Below are 18681 nucleotides of genomic sequence, written 5' to 3'. Positions count from 1 at the left end.
CGGGGCGGTGGCCGGGGGTGCCGGAGCGGGGGGTGCGGGCGGGGCCGGCGGGGCGGGAGGGGCCGGAGGTGCCGGGGCAGGGTGCGGCGCGGGGGCGCCAGGAGCGGGAGCGCCGGGGGCAGGGGCCCCGGGCGCGGGGGCTCCAGGTGCGGGGGCGCCGGGCGCGGGAGCCCCAGGTGCGGGGGCTCCGGGTGCGGGAGCGCCGGGGGCAGGGGCTCCAGGGGCGGGGGCCCCTGGCGCAGGCGGGGCCGGCGGGGCGGGGGCCGGCGCCCCGGGGGCCGGGGCTCCCGGAGCGGGCGGCGCAGGGGCCGGCGGGGCTCCCGGGGCTGGGGCTCCGGGAGGCGGAGGTGCCGGGGCCGGCGGGGCGGGGGCCGGGGGCTTCGGTTTGCGGCAGGTCAGCCAGACCTCCGCGTCCGTGGCGGGGGCGTGCGCCGTGACGTTCACGCACCCCTTGCCGTCGTCGGTCACCTCGGCCGTCACGGCACCGCCGAGCGCGTCCACGGCGACGTGCGACGGCGGGTGCCTCGGCAGCAGGTCCGGCAGGCCGGTGACCACGGCCGTCACCACCGGCAGGCCGGCGACCACGGCTTCCGCGCCCCCGTCACCGGCGGCCGCCTCCCCCGCCGGGCCCAGCACAACGGCGGCCAGGGCGATCATCACCGAACATCCCGTTCTCAGCCATCCCCTCACCCGGACAGCCTGCACTTCCCCCCATGAAACCTGGCGTGTTCACACCCGGATTACCCCGATGGGCGGAATATTGCGTGATCACACCCGTCGGAGGTTTATCTCCTGGGCTGCGTCTCACGGACCGCCGCACAAACGGCCGTTCGACAGGAACGCGCCATGGAACATGCCGGGCCCGGCGCGGGGGCAGAGTGTGGACATGGACTGTCTGCCGCACTTCCGTCGCGAGATCCTCGCCTTCGAGGCCGCCGCCCGCAGGGCAGCCGGCGCCGACGCGGCGCCCCTGGTCCCGTCCTGCCCCGCCTGGTCGGTGTCCGACCTGGTCGCACACCTGGGCGGGGTGCAGAGATTCGTGGCCCACGTCATCGCAGAACGGTTCCAGGAGCCACCGGACGACCTCGCGAACCTGATCGCCCGGACCCCGTCCGCGGCGCTGGACCTCGCCTTCCTCCGGCTCCCCGCGGACACGACGGGCTGGCCGCTGCCGGAGCAGGAGCCCAACCGGGGCCCGGTCCCGCAGACCCTGGTCGACTGGTTCACCGACGGGGCCTTGGCACTGGAGTCGCTGTTCGCCGGCCGTGACCCGGCCGAGCGGGTGTGGACGTGGTCGCAGGAGCAGTCCGTCGCCTTCTGGGTGCGCATCCAGACGATCGAGGCGGCCGTGCACCGCTGGGACGCCGAGAACGCCCTGGGTGCGGCGCGGCCCCTCGATGCCGAGCTGGCGCACGACGCCGTCGGCCAGGCCCTCGACGTCATGGCACCGGCCCGGCGCGCGTGGACGAAGGCGCCCCGGGGAGCGGGCGAGCGCTTCCGGTTCCGGCGGACCGACGGCCCGGGCGCGTGGACGGTGCACTTCGACGGGGACGACGTCCGCGTCGGTGACGACGGCGGACCCTGCGACGTCGAGCTGGCCGGTACCGCGTCGGACCTGATGCTCTTCCTCTGGCACCGCCTCCCCGCGGACCGGCTCGACGCGGTCGAGGGCGATCCCGCGGTGCTGGACCGGTACTTCACCCTCGTCCCACCCGTGTGACCGGTCTGCTCACCCCCGTCGAGCAGACCGGCGCGTGCGCCGCGGGCCCGCCGGCCCCCGTATCCCCGACGGGCCGCTGATCGCACATCAGTCAGCATGCCGCCGGCCGGCGCCGGAGCACTACGGGAGAAACCCTGGGAACGCTCCGGCCGGCGGGGGCCGGGGACGTGCCGGCGGCGGTCAGGGGCGGCGGCCCGGCCGACGGTCCTCGCGCACACACTCGATCGCGTAGTCGCCGGTCTCGGCGTCCACGGTCACGCCGTGGGTCTCGCTGCGGAATCCCGGGAACGCGCGGTCGAAGGACTCCAGGGCACCGAGGTAGCGCAGCAGCGGCCCGTCGGGGGCCCCGGTCGACTCGCCGGGCATGAGGACGGGGATGCCGGGCGGCGTGACGGTGACCATGGCCGCGGCCACGCGGTCCGCCGCGTCGGCGAGCCGTACGCGCTCGGTGCCCTGACGGATCAGCTGCTGGTAGCACCACTGGGGCGGGGCGATGGGCTCGGGCAGCTCCTGGAAGGCCGTGTCCAGCAGCGTGACCAGGTCGGCCCGGCGCAGGTGGTCGTGCATGGACCGGCACAGGCCGGACAGGGTCGTGCCGGCGTAGCGCCGCGGGTACTGCGCGAGGAGGCCGGGCAGGACCTGCTCCAGCGGCGCGTCGGCGTCGTGGAGCGCCTTGAAGTCCATGAGGGCGTCCAGCAGGGTCCCCCATTTGCCCTTGGTGATGCCCATGGAGAAGAGGATGAGGGTGGTGTAGCTGTCGGTCTTCTCCACGACGATGTTGCGGGTGGCCAGGTAGGCGGTCAGCACCCGGGCGGGGATGCCCCAGTCGTCCCACCGGCCCGCGGCGTCGATGCCCGGGCAGGTGAGCGTCACCTTGACCGGGTCGAGCATGCAGTAGCCGTCGCCGAGCCCGGAGAAGCCGTGCCAGTCGGCGTCCGGTTCCAGCTGCCAGCAGGAGGGCTGCGTGCGCAGCAGTTCGGTGGGGGCGTCGGCGAAGGCGTGCTGTTCCTTGGTGGCCGGATCGGTGACGGTCGCGGGCTGCCAGACGTCGAAGAACCAGGCGGGCCGGTCGCCGGAGTGGGCGATGCGCCGGCCGGTGCGGACCACGGCCTGGCGGAAGCGGACGGCCTCGGTGACCGCCTCGTCGATCAGCCAGTGCCCCTGGGGTCCGTCCATCATGCCGGCGGCCACGTCGAGGGAGGCGATGGCGGGGTACAGCGGCGAGGTGGTGCCGTGCATCATGAACGCCTCGTTGAAGCGGTCGTGGTCCACGGGCGCCCTGGGCGAGGACTTGACGTGCACCATCGCGCTCTGGCTCAGCGCGGCCAGCAGTTTGTGGGTGGACTGGGTGGCGAAGACGGTGGGGCGTTCGGGGCCGTCGAGGACGGCCGCGTCGACGGACATGCCGTAGCGCCCGGCGTAGAGGGGGTGGAAGCGGGCGTAGGCGAACCACGCCTCGTCGAAGTGGAGCCGCGGCGTGCTGGGGGCGAGCTCGCGGGCGAGGTGCACGGCGTCGTAACAGAGCCCGTCGTAGGTGGAGTTGGTGACCACGGCGTACTCGGCGCCCGGTGACACCGCCCCCTGGGCCAGCGGGTTGCGGGCGATGCGGTCCGCGACGGCCGCCGCCGCGACCTCGGCCGGGGGCAGCGGGCCGGCCAGCCCGTAGCCGTTGCGGGTGGGGACGAGGTAGACGGGGCGGGCGCCGGAGAGGACCAGGCCGTGCAGGACGGACTTGTGGCAGTTGCGGTCCACCAGCGCGATCTCGTCCTGGGCGACGCAGAAGTGGCCGACCATGCGGTCGGCGGTGGAGTTGCCGTGCAGGACGAAGTAGGTGCGGTCGGCGCCGAAGATCCGGGCGGCGTTGCGCTCCGCGTCCCCGACGGGACCCGTGTGCTCGAAGAGGGAGCCGAGCTCCTCGACCGAGATCGACAGGTCGCTGCGCAGCAGCCGTTCGCCGAAGTAGTCGAAGAAGGCGCGTCCGACGGGGGACTTCAGGAAGGCCACGCCGCCGGCGTGGGCAGGGGTGTGCCAGGAGTATTCGTGGGCGTCGTCGAACTTGCGCAGGGCCTTGAAGAAGGGCGGCAGGACGGCCTCGCGGTAGGCGCGGGCGGCGCTGACGATCCGTCCGGCGATGAAGGCGGGGGTGTCCTCCAGCGGCCAGACGTAGCCGATGACGGCCTCCGAGACCCACAGGGGCAGGCGGTCGAGGTCGTCGTCGGCCTCGTCCGTCATGACCAGGAGCACGGGCAGGTCCTTGAAGCGCCGGCCGATCTGGCGCAGCACCGGGGAGCCGCCCGGCTCGCCGCCGCCGGCGGCGCCCGGGCAGAGGTCCCAGGCGACGACCGCGGCGGCCAGGCCGGCTTCGGTGCGCAGCACCGCCCGCGCCTCGGCCTCGGTGCGGGCCCAGCGCACCTCCAGTCCCTGGGCCTCGACCTCCTTGCGGATCCTGCGCAGTTGTTCGCCTTCGGAGCCTCCGGCGAGCGGGTCCTCCCGCAGTGCGAACAGAACGGTGCTGCCACCCATGTCGTCCCCCTCTTATGCGATCATCCGGATGTCCATCTCGTCAGTCTTGCGACGGTCCGGGGGCCGGGGGATCCGAGCAGTGCCAAACCACCCGTGGGTGGGGAGCGGCGGGCAGGAATTCGGTCAGGTGGACGACGAGCGCCCCGGCACCGGTGCTCCGCGGGCCGGTGGGGCCGGCCCGGGCCGGTGACGGGGCGCGCGGCACGGGCCGGAGCCCGGTGCGTCAGATCTCCAGCAGCCGTGCGGTCAGGTCGCGGTAGCCGAGGAGGAGGGTCCGCAGCTCCTCCGTGCCCGCCCGGGTGCTCTCCCCGTGCCAGGCCGTCCGCAGGGCGACGCGGCGCTCGCCGAGGAGTTCGGCCAGCCGCGCGGACAGGGCGTCGAAGACGGCGTCCGCTTCCTCGACCGCGCGGCGCGGGCCGTCGACGAAGCCGCTGAGGGCGGCCTGGAGCCGGGCGTCGAGCTGCTCGCGCTCCCGGTCCGCCAGCAGCCGTCCGGCTGCGGGCGGCGGGGCCGGACGCGGGTGCTCCGGCCCGCCGTTGCGCGGGGGCGCTTCGCCGGGGCCGCCGGGGATCTCCGGTGCGTACTGCTGTGCGGTGTGCTGTGCGGTGTGCTGTTCCATCACGGGCCCTCCTTCCGGGCGGCACGCCCGCCTTCCCGGGCGTGCTGGGGGATCGCGCCACCGGTCCCGCGGGTCGTCGGCTCCGCCGGGCGCGGGCCGCCGTGCCGCGCGTGCCGGTGCGGCCGGTGGTCCTGCGGGTGTTCCCTGACCAGGTCCTCGAAGAGGCCGCGCGCCCGGACGAGCGCCTCGCGCAGCTGCTCCGTGGGGACCTGCTCCGCCCGGGCCCGGGCCGCCGCGAGGTGGATCTCGCGGAAGCCGTGCGCGGTGTGCGGGTGGTGGACGGTGAGGGAGTCCTGGAGCTCGTCCCACGTGTCCGCCGGGAAGCCGCGTTCCCGGGCGAGGCGGCCGAGCATCAGCTCGGCCTCGGCCACCGCGCGGGCCGGGGCGTCGACGAACTGTTCCTGCAGGCCCGTCCAGCGGGCGACGTACAGCTCGCGGGACTGTGCCGTCAGTGGCGCGATGCGGACGTCCTCGTGGCGTCGCAGTCGTTCCTTCAGGTCCTTCGCCGCCGCCTTCTCGTCGCCGTCGTGCCGGGCGACCGCGGCGTCGTACTCGGGGCCGAAGCGCCGTCGCAGGCCGCGGCCGCCGGAGTGCGGTCCGCGGCCGACGAGCCGCACGGCCACGACGACGCCGAGGAAGACGACGGCGAGGGCGACGAGGATGGCGATGGTGGCACCAGTGGTCATTGAGCCGCCTCCCGTCGGTGCCCCTGGCTGTCAGGGGCCGTCGTCCTGCGGGTAGCCCGGCCCGGGGCGGCCAAACGCCCGGCCGGCCAGCGGCGGTGATGCGCCGGCGCACGGGGCAGCGGCGGCGGGCCGGGCGCGGCACGGTTCCCCCGGCGTCCGGCCGCACGGTAACAGCCCCCCGCCCCGGCGGCCGGCTCTTTGTCAGATACCGACGAACCCCCGGAGTCCGGGGCCGCGGGGCCGCTAGCGTCGCTGGCCATTCGACGGTCAGCCCAGGAGATCCAGGGAGGCGGCGCCATGCGTCCCGTGCGCTCGACACACGCCATCAGAGCGGGACTGATGCGGTCCCTCGCCCGGCGGCGGGTCCGGCCGGAGGGCGGGCGGCCGGGCTCCGGCCGGGCGCTCGGCACGTGGCTGGTGGTCGGTGCGCTGGCCGCGACGCTGCTGGCGCTGCTGATCCCGGTGTCGCTGTTCGGCGGCGCCCGGCCGGCGGCGGCCGGCGGTCCGGCCTGGAACGACGACGGGCAAGGGACGCGCGAGACGGCGTTCGGCCCGCTGACGGCGCTGGACCGGGACTTCGTGCGCAAGGTCCGCCTGGCGGGGCTGTGGGAGAAGCCCGCGGGGCGCATGGCCCTGGAGCGCGGGACCACCGAGGGCGTCCGGACGGCGGGCCGGCATCTGATCGACGGTCACACCGAGCTGGACCAGCGGTCCCTGGACACCGGCCGGGCGCTGGGCGTCGATCTGCCGGACCGGCCGGGCGAGCAGCAGCAGGGGTGGCTCGACCAGATGTCCGCCGCCCGGGGGCCCGGCTTCGACCGGACCTTCGCCGAGCTGGTGCGCGCCGCGCACGGCAAGGTCTTCGGGCTGGTCGCGCTCGTCCGGGACCGGACGGGCAACGCCATGGTGCGGGAGCTGGCGACGCGTGCCAACACGGTCGTCCTCGACCACATCACCGTCCTGGAGGACACCGGCCTGGCCGGCATCCCCCGCACCGGGGCCCAGGCCCCTCCCCCCGATCCGGCCGCGTCGCAGGTCCCCCACCAGGACCCGGCTCCGCCCCGGACGTCCCCGCCGGCTCCCTCCTCCCAGGCCCCGGTGCAGCACAGCTACGAGGAAATGAAGTGATCGCATGACCCCCACGAAACGACAGGGCCACAAGCGCCGCCTGCCGCTCAAGGCGCGCGTGGTCGCCGCGGCCGCGGCGCTGCTGCTGGGCGGCGGCGGGACGGCGGTCATCGCCGCCAACGCCTCGGCCGGCAGCGCCGGCAAGCCGGCCGCGCGCACCTCGGACGGCGCGGCCGGCGCGGCGCGGACGGCGGCGACCATCGCCTGTCCCGACGTCGGCGACCGGCTGCGGGAGGTGCCCGATCCGGCCCGGCAGAAGGTCTCCGAGGGCCTCGCGGAGCTCGACGCCCAGGTGGCGCGGGCGTACGAACGGGCGGCGGCGTCGGGCGGCGACGGCCGGGCCGTGCTGGGCGAGCTCAAGCAGCAGCGCTCGGCGACGATAGGGCGGATGGCGGACGCCATAGGCGAGCGGTCCGCGCGGCCGTCCGACCTGACGGAACTGAGCGGCTGCACGTCGCAGCAGGTCCGTACGGAGGCCGCCGCCGACGGCGGCGGGCAGGTGCGTTCGCTCGGGAAGGCCGTGCCCGGCGGCCCGGCGCCCGCCGACTTCGCCGACATCCGCAAGGCCCCCGCACGGCCCCGGCCGGCGGCCCGGTCCGGCGGCTCGACGGGAACGTTCACCTCGTCGTGCGGCCGCAACGAGAACGGGCACTTCAACTCGGACAACGTCATCGTCACCCCGGGCGTGAGCAACGGCGCGCACCACACCCACGACTACGTCGGAAACGTCTCGACGAACGCCTTCTCCTCGAACGCGAGCCTGGCCGCGGCCGGCACCACCTGCACCAACGGCGACCTGTCCACGCACTACTGGCCGGTCCTGCGGCTGCTGGACGGCAAGGCCGCCCCGGACGCGAACAAGCCGGGCGGCGGTCACGACGGGAACATGGGCAAGGTGCTGCGGCCGGCGTCCGTCACCCTCCAGTTCCGCGGCAGCCCCGCGTCGAAGGTGACCGCGATGCCGCGCTTCCTGCGGATCATCACCGGTGACGCGAAGGCGTTCACCAGCGGCACGGGCAACGCCAACGCCTCGTGGAGCTGCGTCGGGTTCGAGGACCGCCAGCTCAAGGACAAGTACCCCATCTGCCCGGACGGCGCGGACGTGGTCCGCACGCTCGCGTTCCAGAACTGCTGGGACGGCAGGTCCACCGACAGCGCCAACCACCGCACGCACGTGGCGTTCGCCCGCGCCGACGGCTCGTGCCCGCGCGGCTTCCGGGCGGTGCCGCAACTCGTGCAGCGCATCACGTACGACGTGCCGGCGGGCGCCGCGTTCGCGGTGGACAGCTTTCCGGAGCAGCTGCACAAGCCGGTGACGGACCACGGCGACTTCATCAACGTCATGCCCGACGCCCTGATGGCGAAGGCGGTGGGCTGCGTCAACCGCGGGCAGCGCTGCTGAAGCTCCCGCCCCCGCACTCCCGGCGCCGGGTGTCTCCCCACCGACGCCCTTCCACCCGGTGCCGGGAACACGGCGGCCCCGGACCTTCCGGTCCGGGGCCGCCGGCCTCGTGCCCGCCCGGTCACAGGCCGTTGACCCGGGCCTCCCGGGCGAGTCCCAGCGGGCGGACGGTGGCGCCGACGGGGCGGGGGCGGCTCTGCGGGCGGGGGCGCGCCCTGCGGGAACGATCCAGCAGGCGGCGGCTGCGCAGGGCGAGTTCGAGCTCGAAGCGCATGCGCGGTTCCCGCAGCGCCGGGCCGAAGAGCTTCTCTATCTGGCGCAGGCGGTAGCGCACCGTCTGGGGATGGACCTGCAGGGTCCGGGCGGCCTCCGGTGCGCCTCCGCTCTCCAGCCAGGCGAGCAGCGTCACCTCCAGCCGTTCGCTCTGCCGCGGGGTGAGCCCTTCGAGCGGGCGCAGCCAGCGGGCGGACAGGGCGCGGGCGAGCGACTCGTCCTGGAGCAGGAGCAGGTCGGAGAGGTGGTCGTCGACGAAGACGGGCCGGTGGGCGGGGGCCGCGCCGGGCGGGGTGAGGGAGAGCAGCCGCCGGGCCCAGCGCAGCGAGGAGACGGCGTCGGCCACGGGCACGGCGTGGCCGACGGCGGCGGTCCGGCCGCCGAGCACCGCCGCCAGGGCGGCCCGGGTCTCGGGACCGGGGTCGGGCACGAGCACGCAGACATCGGTGTCGAGGGTGCCGAGCAGGCCCTGGCCGAGCGCGGCCGCGAGCTGCAGGCCCACCTGGGCGGCCTCGGCGGCGGACGTACCGGCGAGCACGACGGCGCGGACGCGGCCCGGCAGCGGCCAGCCGGCCTGCCGGGCGAGTTCTCCCAGGGCCCGCTCCGGCAGGCAGCGGTCCTCGGCGAGTGCGGCGAAGAGGGCCTGACGGGCCCGGGCGCCCGGCATCGTTGTCACGACCCGGCTGCCGCTCCTGGGCCGGGGAACCTTCGGTGCCGTCGGCGTGCAGTCGCCGCCGGGAGGGCGTCCGCGAAGGCCCAGGGCGAGCAGCAGGGCCTGCTCCACCGCGTCCTGCGCCATGTCCTGACCGACGCGCTCCGTGACCTCCGCGAATACCGGTGTATCGCGCAGCAATTCCTCGACCACCCTGGCCGCGACCGCGGGGAGTTCCTTTCTGAGGACGCGTGTCCATTCTCCGCGCGGCCGTGACCAGATGCGGTTCAGCATTTCGCACATCGTCTACCTCCGGACCTCTGCACCGGACAAGGGGGACCGGGACGGATGGTCGGACCCTCTCGCCTGAGTGGGCATCATCAACAGCCACCCACCGCCGTGGGGACAGCCACACGTGAATTTGTCACAGCGCGATAAAGCTTATGAAGGAGTTGCGGAATTTGAGCATCCTGCTGTTCATTCGACCGCCCGGCGAAATTGCGCCGATGCGCGGGATTTCCGGATTTCTCAGGAACACGGGCGTCCGCCCGCCACCGCGGGCCGCCCGTCGGAGGCCCCTATGCCTGCGTCACGCACGTCCCCCTCGGTCTTCACCCCGTACCGCCCCCGGGCGCGCTCCCGGCCGGCCGGCGGCCTCTCCGCCCGGCCGGCGCTGCCCGCCGCGATCCTGCTGCTGCTCGCCGTGGCCGCCCGGGCCGGGGTGGCGGAACGCACCCAGGAGTTCCTCGACTTCGGCGCGGGCGTGCTCTCCCTGGTCTCGCTCACCGCCACCGTGATGTGGGGGCTCGCCGCCACCGACCGGATGCTGCTGGGCTCCGCCCACCGGCTGTTCGCCCAGGGGGTGCACCGCGGCCTGGCCGTGGCCGGGCTCGGCTTCCTGGCCCTGCACATCTGGGTGAAGGTGGCCGAAGGGCATACGACCGGAACGGCAGTGGCCGTTCCGTTCACCGACGGAGCCCGCCCGCTGCTGGTCGGCCTCGGCACGCTGGCCGGCTACCTCTTCCTCGCCGTCGCCGTGACCGGGGCGGTGCGCAGCGCCTTCGCCGCGATGGGCCGGTCGCTCGTCTGGCGGGCCCTGCACATGAGCGCCTACCCCGCCTGGGGCGCGGCGCTGGTGCACGGGCTGTACTCCGGCCGTGCCGCGAGCGGCTGGGTGACGGTGTCGTACGCGGCGTGCGTGGCCGGGGCCGCGGTCGCCCTGGTCCTGCGGTTGCGCCGCTCCCGCACCGAGCGCGGAGGTGACGCGTGACGGGGCCGGTGCCGTCCCTGGCGGCCGTGGGCGCGCCGCGGCTGCTGGCCGGGCTCGACCGGCAGGCGTGGCTGGACCGCACGGCCCACCTGGCCCTGCACGGGCCGGCGCCGGCGCCGGACGCCGGTGAACTGGCCGAGCTGGCCGAGGAGATCCGGCTGCGCGGCCGCGGCGGTGCGGGCTTCCCCTTCGCACGCAAGGTGCGCGCGGTCACCGACGCCCTGCAACGGGCGGGCGGCGGTCCGGCGGCGGTCGTGGTCAACGGCACCGAGGGCGAGCCGGGTTGCCTGAAGGACACTGCGCTGCTGCTGCACGTCCCGCACCTGGTGCTCGACGGGGCGCTGCTGGCGGCCGGGGCGCTCGGTGCGGAGCAGGTGGCCATCGGCGTGACCCGGGAGGACGTCGAGCGGTCGGTGCGCCGGGCGGCGGCCGAACGCGGCACGTTCGAACCCGAGGTGCGCGTGGTGCGGCTGCCCGAGCGCTTCGTCACGGGCGAGGGGACGGCGCTGGTGCGCGGCGTGGGCGGTGGCCCGGCGCTGCCGTCCGGCCGCAAGGTCCGCTCCAGCGAGAGCGGCCTGGGCGGAGTGCCGACCCTGGTGTCCAACACCGAGACGTTCGCGCAGCTGGCCGTGGCCGCCCGGCTGGGTGCGGCGCGCTTCGGCGAGCTGGGGCTGCCGGAGGAGCCGGGCACCGTCCTGCTGACCGTCGCGGGCCGGCACGTGGTGGAGACGCCGACCGGGCTGTCGCTGCCCTACGCACTCGAACTGTGCGGCACCGACCCGGGCCAGGGGGTGCTGGTGGGCGGCTACCACGGCAGCTGGCTGTCGGCGCGCGACGCCCGTTCGGCCACGGTCTCCCGCGACGCGCTGGCCGCGGCGGGTGCGGCGTTCGGGGCCGGGGCGCTGCTCCCGCTGCCGGAGTCCACGTGCCCGGTCGGTGAGACGGCCCGGGTGGCGCGGTGGCTGGCGGCGGAGACGGCGGGGCAGTGCGGCCCGTGCTTCCAGGGGCTGCCTGCGCTCGCCGAGAGCCTCTTCGACGCCGCGCACGGCGGCGGCCGGCAGGCACTGGAGGGGGTGCGGGCGCGGATACGTGCCGTAGAGCGGCGCGGGGCCTGCGGCCACCCGGACGGCACCTCCCGCTTCGTGACCTCGTCCCTGGCCGCGTTCGCCGAGGACTTCGAGGCGCATGCGCTGGGCAGCGGCTGCGGCCGTCCCGTCCTCGGGGTGCTGCCGCTGCCGGACGGCGCGCGGACCGGCCCCGGCGGTACGGCGGCGGGCGCCCGTTCCCCGCGGCCGGCTCCGCAGGAGCGGCTGCTCGTGGACTGGACGCTGTGCCGCGGCCACGGGCTGTGCGCCGACCTGCTGCCCGGTCTGCTGCGGCTGGGGCCGGACGGCTATCCGGAGCGGGCGGCGATGGCCGTGCCCGCGCGGATGCGGCCGCGGGCCCTGCGCGCGGTGCGGCGCTGCCCCGCACTCGCCTTGCGGATCGAGACCACGAGCAATGCCAACTGACCGTTTTTTAGCGCCTCGTGACAACTTCGTGGATCCGCTGAGCAGCCTCGGATCCCCTCCCGTACCCCCACGTGCCGGCGGCCCCCGCCGGCTCCACCCACCAGGAAGGAACACCGACATGAGCAAGCGGCGACAGGCGTCCCTCGCCGGAGCGGCGATCACCCTCATGATGCTGACGGCGGCGTGCGGCGGCAGCCCCTCCGCGAAGGAACGCGACGGCGACGACGTCCGGCCGGCCGCGAACACCTCGGACGCCGGGAAGGGTTACGGGGCCGGTTACGGGTCCGGGGCCGCGCCCGGGGCGGGTGCGGACACCGGCGCCAAGAGCGGCGCCATGGGCGAGCCGGGCGGCAAACTGGCGGTCCGGGAGACGGCGGACCTCGGACAGGTCGTCACCGACGGCAAGGGCTTCACCCTCTACCGCTTCGACAAGGACACCGCAAAGCCGCCGGCGTCGAACTGCGACGGCGACTGCGCCAAGGCGTGGCCCCCCGTGCCCGCCGCCGACGCCTCGGCCACCACCGGCATAGAAGCCTCCGCGCTGGGCGAGGTCATGCGGAAGGACGGCGGCCGGCAACTGACCCTGGGCGGCTGGCCCGTCTACCGCTACGCCAAGGACACCGCGCCCGGCGAGACCAAGGGCCAGGGCGTGGGCGGCACGTGGAACGCGCTGGCACCCGACGGGAAGAAGGCGGGCGGCAAGAAGACCGGGGACGGGCAGGGCGCCGGCGACGCGAAGGAACGACCCGGGGAACAACCCGCCGACGGCGTCTCGGTCTCCGACAACCCCAAGCTCGGCAAGATCCTGGTGGACGGCCAGGGCCGGACCCTGTACCGCTTCAGCAAAGACAGCGCCTGGCCCATGAAGTTCGCGTGCACCGACGCGTGCCTGGAGACGTGGAAGCCCGCCAAGCCCGCGGACAAGGCCGAGATCAAGGGCATCGCGGAGAAGCTGATCACGACGGTGACCCGGCCGGACGGCACCGGGCAACTGGCCGCCGACTGCTGGCCCCTGTACTGGTTCACCGGCGACACCAAGGCCGGGGACGTCAACGGCCAGGGCAAGCAGGGCCAGTGGTTCGCCGTCGACGACAAGGGCCGCAAGGTCACCGCCGCCCCGGCGGGTTGAACCGGCCGCCGGGCCTCCGCCACAGGGAAGGCATCTCCGACCTGAGGCGGATGCCGGGCCCGGATCGCCCTGATTACCGTAATGATCATGATCAGCTCGATGAGGAAGACATCGCGGCGGTCCTTCGTGGCCGCCGCACTCCTTGCGGCCTTCGCCGCTCCCCAGGTCCCGGCCGCCGCGGCGGCGGCCCCGGCGGCCGCGCCCGCCACGGCCGGTCAGGAGGTGCCGGCGCCGGCGACCCGCATTCCGCTCGGCACGAAGACCCTGCACCTGGTCGACGCCTCACGGCAGGACCCCTGGAAGCCCTCCGCCGGCAACCGCGAGCTCATGGTCACGCTCTGGTACCCGTCGCTCCCCTCGCGGGAGCCGGCGGCGCCCTACGTGTCCAAGCCCCTGTCCCGGGCGGTCCTGGGCAACGACGTCCTGGCCGGCGTGCGGACCCACGCCGTCGCCGGCGCGCGGCCCGCCCCCGTGCCGCGGCCCCTGGTCGTCCTCTCCCCCGGCTTCGGGATGAGCCGCATCACGCTCACCGCGCTGGGCGAGGACCTGGCCTCGCGCGGTTACGCCGTCGCCGCGGTCGACCACACCTACGAGGCGCCGGTGGAGTTCCCGGGCGGGCGCATCGAGAAGTGCACGTTGTGCGACGACAGCCGGATGGATCCCGGGGCCGTCGTGCGCAACCGGGCCAAGGACCTCCGGTTCGTGCTCGACCGGCTGACCGGTCCCGGCAGCGAACTGCGGGTCGACGCCCGGCGGATCGGCGTCGCCGGGCACTCCATCGGCGGCGCGAGCGCGGTGGAGGTCATGCGCGAGGACCGGCGGGTGGACGCCGCGATCAACCTCGACGGCAACTTCTTCACCGAGCCGCCCGCCGAGGGCCTGAACAAGCCCGTCCTGTTGCTGGGCGCCCGTCGGAGCGGTCTGCCCGAGCCCCAGGAGAACTGGGAGCGGGCCTGGAAACAGCTGACGGGCTGGAAGCGCTGGCTGGACGTGCCCGCCGGCGGCCACATGACGTTCACCGACGTCCCGTGGATCGTGGACCGGTTCGGCATGCCCGGCCAGATCCCGCCGGAGCAGGTCGAGGGCCAGCTCGGCACGGTATCCGCCGCCCGCGCGACGGCCGTGACCAGGAACTACGTGGCCGCGTTCTTCGACCGGCACCTGCGCGGCAGGCCGAGCCCGCTGCTCGACCGGCCGTCCTCCGCCCACCCCGAGGTCACCTTCATGAAGTGACGGCGTGCCCCGGCGGGCCGGTGATCTGGCGCTTCGTCAGCTCGCCGGCCCGCTCTCCGTGCGGCTGCGGCCGTCGTGGCCCTGGAAGAGGTGGTAGAGCCACCACAGGGACGGGATCAGCAGCACGGCCCCCACGCCGAGGCTGGCGAGGCACGCGGCGAGGACGCTGCTCTGCGAGGCCGTCTCCTGCACGGTGGTGCCGGGAACGAGCATCAGCGGGTACTGGGCCGCGCCCCAGGACCACAGGACGGCGGCCACCGCGAGCGCGGCGGCGAGGCGGGCCGGGACGTAGCGGCGGCGGCCGACCAGGACCAGCCCGGCGACCCCGCCGGCGGCGCTGAGCAGCACCAGGGGCAGCGCGCGGTGGGTGAGTCCGTCGAAGAGCCGTGGCGCGTCCGCGTGCAGGACGGCGGCACCGGCCAGCGCGACGACGCCGCAGGCCGCGCCGCTGACGAGGGCGCGGCGCCGGAAGGCGTCGGCGAGCGCGTCGTCCCCTTCCCGGACGGAGTCCGCGCACAGGTAGACGGCGGCCAGGTGGGCGCAGGCCAGGACGGCGAGGACGCCGCCGAGTGCGGAGGTCGGGTTGATCCAGCTGGTGACGGTGTCGCCCGCCGCGAGCCCCGGGGGGACCCGGCCGGAGGCGACGGCGCCCGCGACCGTGCCGAGGAAGAACGGGGTGACGACGGAGGAGACGGCGAAGCACGCGCCGAAGAGCCGGCGCAGGGCGGTGCCGCTGCTGGCCTTGCGGAAGGCGAAGGCCGCGCCGCGGGCGATGATGCCCAGCGCCGCGAGGGTGAGCGGCAGGTAGAGGGTGGAGAGCACGGCGGCGAAGACGGGCGAGAAGCCGCCCCACAGCAGGACGACGACGAAGATGAGCCAGACGTGGTTGGCCTCCCACACGGGGCCGATGGTGTGCTCGATGAGGTGGCGCTGCGGGGCGCCGCGCCGGGCGTTCCCGGCGAGCAGGTCCCACAGGCCGGCCCCGAAGTCCGCGCCGCCGAACAGCGCGTAGCACGTCAGCCCGGTCCACATCACGGCGAGCGTCGCGTCGGCGAGCATCGGTCACAACCTCTCGGGGGACGGACGGGCGGGACCCGCCGGGCGCGTGCGGCCCGGGGGGCCTCAGACGACGGGGTACTCCTCGATGTCCCGCTCCTGGGGGGCGATGGGCACGGGCCGCTCGGTGACCATCCGGCGCAGCACGTAGACGGTCGCCGCTGTCATGGCCGCGTAGACGACCAGCACCAGCCACAGGCCCGCCATCACGCCGGGCGCGGGGTTGACCGCCTGGTGCACGGTCATCAGGCCCTGGACGACCCAGGGCTGGCGGCCGAGCTCGGTCACGCACCAGCCGCATTCGAGGGCGACCACCGCGGCCGGCCCGGTGAGGGCGCCGAGCAGCAGGAAGACGCGGGTGCCGCGCAGGGTCAGCAGGTCGCGGCCGGCGCTGCGGCGCGCGCGCCACCAGGACAGCAGCAGCCATGCGCCCATCAGGAGGAGGAAGAAGCCGGCGCCGACCATCAGGTCGAACGCCCAGTGCACGCCGGTCACGGCGGGCCAGCGGCTGCGCGGGACCCGGTCGAGGCCCTGGACGACCGTGCCGGGGCTGTCGCCGATCAGCAGGGACAGCCCGCTGGGGATCTCGATGCCGTACCGCAGGCCGTCCCGGCCGCCCACTCCCCCGAGCGTGAGCGGCACGTGGCTGCCGGTGCGGTAGACGCCCTCCATGGCGGCGAGTTTGACGGGCTGGTTGGCGGCGACGAAGCGGGCGGCCCAGTCGCCGACGGCGAGCTGCAGCGGGGTGACGGCCGCGCCCAGGGCGAACGGGAGGAGGAAGCCCGTGCGGTGGTAGGGGTCGCGGCGCCCGCGCAGCATGGCGACGGCGTAGACGCTCGCGGTCAGGAAGGACGCCACCATCAGGGCGGCGAGGATCATGTGGACGGTCTGGGGCGGGCTCGCGGGGTTGAGCATCGCGGCCCACGGGTCGACGGCGGTGATGCGGCCCTCGTGCTCGGTGAAGCCGGTCGGCTGGTTCATCCAGGCGTTGGCGCAGACGACGAAGAACGCCGACGCCACCCCGGCGACGACGACCGGCACCCCGGTCCACAGGTGGGCGCGGGGCGGCAGCCGGTCCCAGGCGTACAGGTAGATGCCGAGGAAGATGGCCTCGATGAAGAAGGCGATGCCTTCGAGGGCGAAGGGCAGTCCGATGACCTGTCCGTAGCGGCCCATCAGCCCGGGCCACAGCAGGCCGAGCTCGAAGCTGAGGATGGTCCCGGACACGGCGCCGACCGCGAACAGCACTCCCATGGCGCGGGCCCAGCGCCGTGCCAGCAGGCGGCAGGCGCGGTCGCCGGTGCGCAGCCCGCGCCACTCGGTGAGCAGGGTCAGCAGCGGCAGCCCCACGCCCAGGCAGGCCACGACGATGTGCCACGCGAGGGAGAAGCCCATCTGGGCGCGGGCCGCCGACAGGTCTCCGGGGGTGGCGGCGGAAGCCGCCGTGCAGACGGCGTCGGCCACGCAGAATGGCCCGGTGCGGGTGGGCATGGCGGCTGGGATACCCACCGCACATCACCACAAACCGGCATTACTCCGCACGGCCCCCTGTCCGCCGGACCGAGGCCGGCGGGACCGCCCGTGGGGCCCGGTGGGCGGCCGGGGATGATCGGAGGGTGACAGCACTCGCACGACGTGACCCGGTGTGGACGTTCTCCGCGATCCGCGTGGCGACGGCCGCGCTCCTGGTGGAGACGGTGTTCGCCACAACGGGCCTGGCGCTGTGGGGCATGACGCGGCACCCGGACCCCGACGGGGACGACAGCGGCATCTTCGGCGTCGTCTTCCTGCCGGTCGTCGTGCCCCTCCTGGCCGCGTTCGCCCTGCTGCTGACCGTCACTCTCGTACTGCCCGCCCTCTGGCTGGCGGGCCGGGCCGGCGCCCGCCGGGGCCACGGCGGTGCCTGGTGGTGGGTACCGGTCGCGGGCGCCGCGGTCCCGGCCGTCCTGGTCGCCGCGGTGGGGCTGGTCGTCGCGGCGGTGAGCGGCGCGGTGGGGAGCCCGGCGGTCTACGGGTGGTGCTGGTGTGCGGTGACGGCCTTCGTCGTCCCCGCCGCGCTGCTGGCGCGGGCCGCCAACCGCCGTATCGCCGCGGGACGTCCGGCGCTGTTGGCGCGGAACGTGGCGCTGGGCGGCTGCGGGGCCGTGGTGGCGTTCCTCGCCCTGTTCGTGGGGGCGGTGTTCCTCGTGGACGCGGCCGGCTCCTGAGGCCGGCGGGGTGGCCGCGGTGCGGCGGATGGCCGGGATCCGCCTTCCTTACGTCTCCCCTGTGTTCACGGGCACGACAGGGGGTAGGCGGCTTGTCGTTCCCGGCCGGGCCCGGGTGGCGCACGGAGACGGACCGGCCACCCCACCGGGTCGCGGCCGACCTCGAACAAGGAGTGCTCGTGATACGCCACAAGAGCAGGACATCCGCCACCGCCGCGGCCGCCGCGCTCGTCCTCGCGACGGCCGTGGTCCCGGCCCACGCCGCCACCTCCGCGGCCGACCGGGCCGGGGCGGCCGTCGCCACCTGCGGCACCTCGGACCTGCGGATCGGGTTCGCCGAACGCCTCGGCGGGGGTATGAACCACGCCGGGGGCACGCTGGAGCTGAAGAACACCTCCGGCCGCGCCTGCGCCCTGCGCGGCTACCCCGGTCTCGGGCTGGAGGACGCGCGGCACACCCCGCTGCCGACCCGCACCGTGCGGGGCAGCACGTGGTACGCCGACGACCCGGGCAACCGGCTCGTCGTCCTCGGTCCCGGCCGAACGGCCCGGGCAGTCGTCTCCTGGACGCACACCGGCACCCAGGCGCACAAGGCCGCCTCCCTTCAGGTGACCCCGCCGGCGGCCACCACGCACCGCACCATCGCGCTGGACGACGTGGTCGACTTCGGTGAACTGCACGTCACGGCGGTCGCGCACCAGGTGCCGGTGCGCGGCTGACCCCCCGGGCCGGCGGGGAACGGGCCGAACGGCGGACTTGCGCCGGGGCGAACGGGTGGCATTGCGACGCAGCGGGCCGCCGCCCGGGCATGCGGGAGGGGAAGGGTCCGCACCGACGATGGGCAGGGCATGAGCGAATACGAGCGTTCCCGGACGATGCCGGCCTTGCCCGAGCACGTCTTCGACCAGGTCAACAGCGTGGAGATGCTCGGCAGCTGGCTGCCGGAGGACCTGCACGTCAAGGCCGAGGAACTGCCGGCCGTGACCGTCCACGAGGACCGCACCGGCGCGGACGAACGTGCGCTGTTCCGTGCGGACAAGGAACAGATGCGGGTCGAGTGGGGTACCCGGGACACCGGCAACTACGCCGGCTGGCTGCAGGTGGCCGGCATCGGCAGCGGTGCGAGCGAGGTGACCATCCACCTGTCGTTCTTCGACGAGGCCGACGACCCCGGCGGGGACACCGTGCGCGCCGCCCTCGCCCGGAGCCTGGAGCGCCTGGAGGAACAGGTCCGCCTGCGGGTGGACGGCAGCCCCGGCTGACCGCGGCGGG

At 75.1% G+C, this 18681-nt stretch carries 16 protein-coding genes; 10 read left to right on the top strand and 6 right to left on the bottom strand.

Annotated features, from left to right (window positions below; genetic code table 11):
• Positions 1 to 886 precede the first annotated feature (886 nt).
• Positions 887 to 1720 (top strand): maleylpyruvate isomerase family mycothiol-dependent enzyme, encoded by an 834-nt coding sequence (locus IE182_RS02505; RefSeq protein WP_190107915.1) that lies wholly within the window; start codon positions 887 to 889, stop codon positions 1718 to 1720.
• 180 nt (positions 1721 to 1900) lie between these two features.
• Here IE182_RS02505 and IE182_RS02500 read toward each other — a convergent pair whose 3' ends face one another.
• From IE182_RS02500 to IE182_RS02490, 3 genes are all read right to left on the bottom strand, one after another.
• Positions 1901 to 4243, bottom strand: a complete 2343-nt coding sequence (locus IE182_RS02500; RefSeq protein ID WP_190107914.1) for an Orn/Lys/Arg family decarboxylase — start codon at positions 4241 to 4243, stop codon at positions 1901 to 1903.
• Between the two features lie 223 nt (positions 4244 to 4466).
• Positions 4467 to 4862, bottom strand: a complete 396-nt coding sequence (locus IE182_RS02495) for a hypothetical protein (protein ID WP_190107913.1) — start codon at positions 4860 to 4862, stop codon at positions 4467 to 4469.
• A complete protein-coding gene (locus IE182_RS02490) occupies positions 4862 to 5548 on the bottom strand; it encodes a hypothetical protein (protein WP_190107912.1) in 687 nt (228 codons plus the stop codon). Before IE182_RS02490 ends, IE182_RS02495 begins: the two co-directional genes overlap by 1 nt.
• Before the next feature lie 306 nt (positions 5549 to 5854).
• Between IE182_RS02490 and IE182_RS02485 the strand changes: the two genes are divergently transcribed.
• Positions 5855 to 6676 (top strand): DUF4142 domain-containing protein, encoded by an 822-nt coding sequence (locus IE182_RS02485; RefSeq protein ID WP_308432045.1) that lies wholly within the window; start codon positions 5855 to 5857, stop codon positions 6674 to 6676.
• A 4-nt stretch (positions 6677 to 6680) separates the two neighbouring features.
• Complete coding sequence (locus IE182_RS02480) at positions 6681 to 8078, top strand: DUF1996 domain-containing protein (protein ID WP_190107911.1); 1398 nt, start codon at positions 6681 to 6683, stop codon at positions 8076 to 8078.
• A 121-nt stretch (positions 8079 to 8199) separates the two neighbouring features.
• Here IE182_RS02480 and IE182_RS02475 read toward each other — a convergent pair whose 3' ends face one another.
• Positions 8200 to 9297, bottom strand: a complete 1098-nt coding sequence (locus IE182_RS02475; protein WP_308432044.1) for a PucR family transcriptional regulator — start codon at positions 9295 to 9297, stop codon at positions 8200 to 8202.
• Between the two features lie 286 nt (positions 9298 to 9583).
• On the opposite strand from IE182_RS02475, the gene IE182_RS02470 reads away from it, so the two are divergent.
• The 4 genes from IE182_RS02470 (at position 9584) to IE182_RS02455 (ending at position 14146) form a co-directional block, all read left to right on the top strand.
• Entirely contained in the window at positions 9584 to 10273 is a 690-nt protein-coding gene (locus IE182_RS02470; RefSeq protein WP_229844517.1) for a hypothetical protein, read from the top strand.
• Positions 10270 to 11784: an NADH-quinone oxidoreductase subunit NuoF family protein gene (locus IE182_RS02465; RefSeq protein WP_190107909.1), complete on the top strand. Its 1515-nt coding sequence runs from the start codon at positions 10270 to 10272 to the stop codon at positions 11782 to 11784. The genes IE182_RS02470 and IE182_RS02465 overlap by 4 nt, the downstream gene beginning before the upstream one ends.
• 118 nt (positions 11785 to 11902) lie before the next feature.
• Positions 11903 to 12913: an SCO0930 family lipoprotein gene (locus IE182_RS02460; protein WP_190107908.1), complete on the top strand. Its 1011-nt coding sequence runs from the start codon at positions 11903 to 11905 to the stop codon at positions 12911 to 12913.
• Between the two features lie 99 nt (positions 12914 to 13012).
• On the top strand, positions 13013 to 14146 hold the full coding sequence (locus IE182_RS02455; protein ID WP_190107907.1) for an alpha/beta hydrolase family protein: 1134 nt from the start codon (positions 13013 to 13015) through the stop codon (positions 14144 to 14146).
• 36 nt (positions 14147 to 14182) lie between these two features.
• Here the strand turns inward: IE182_RS02455 and IE182_RS02450 are convergent, their stop codons facing one another.
• Both IE182_RS02450 and IE182_RS02445 read right to left on the bottom strand, forming a co-directional pair.
• The gene (locus IE182_RS02450; RefSeq protein WP_190107906.1) at positions 14183 to 15205 is read right to left on the bottom strand and encodes a cytochrome d ubiquinol oxidase subunit II; all 1023 of its coding nucleotides are present in this window, start codon (positions 15203 to 15205) and stop codon (positions 14183 to 14185) included.
• A 63-nt stretch (positions 15206 to 15268) separates the two neighbouring features.
• Entirely contained in the window at positions 15269 to 16693 is a 1425-nt protein-coding gene (locus IE182_RS02445; RefSeq protein ID WP_190107905.1) for a cytochrome ubiquinol oxidase subunit I, read from the bottom strand.
• Between the two features lie 125 nt (positions 16694 to 16818).
• On the opposite strand from IE182_RS02445, the gene IE182_RS02440 reads away from it, so the two are divergent.
• The 3 genes from IE182_RS02440 (at position 16819) to IE182_RS02430 (ending at position 18671) form a co-directional block, all read left to right on the top strand.
• A complete protein-coding gene (locus IE182_RS02440) occupies positions 16819 to 17409 on the top strand; it encodes a hypothetical protein (protein ID WP_190107904.1) in 591 nt (196 codons plus the stop codon).
• A 179-nt stretch (positions 17410 to 17588) separates the two neighbouring features.
• Entirely contained in the window at positions 17589 to 18128 is a 540-nt protein-coding gene (locus IE182_RS02435; protein WP_229844516.1) for a DUF4232 domain-containing protein, read from the top strand.
• A gap of 129 nt (positions 18129 to 18257) precedes the next feature.
• Positions 18258 to 18671 (top strand): SRPBCC family protein, encoded by a 414-nt coding sequence (locus IE182_RS02430; RefSeq protein WP_190107903.1) that lies wholly within the window; start codon positions 18258 to 18260, stop codon positions 18669 to 18671.
• Positions 18672 to 18681 lie beyond the last annotated feature (10 nt).

This window comes from Streptomyces cinnamoneus (genome assembly GCF_014650495.1).
In the GTDB taxonomy this organism is placed as follows: domain Bacteria; phylum Actinomycetota; class Actinomycetes; order Streptomycetales; family Streptomycetaceae; genus Streptomyces; species Streptomyces cinnamoneus.
Note: the sequence above shows the minus strand (reverse complement) of the source record. Positions and strands in the feature narration are given on the sequence as shown.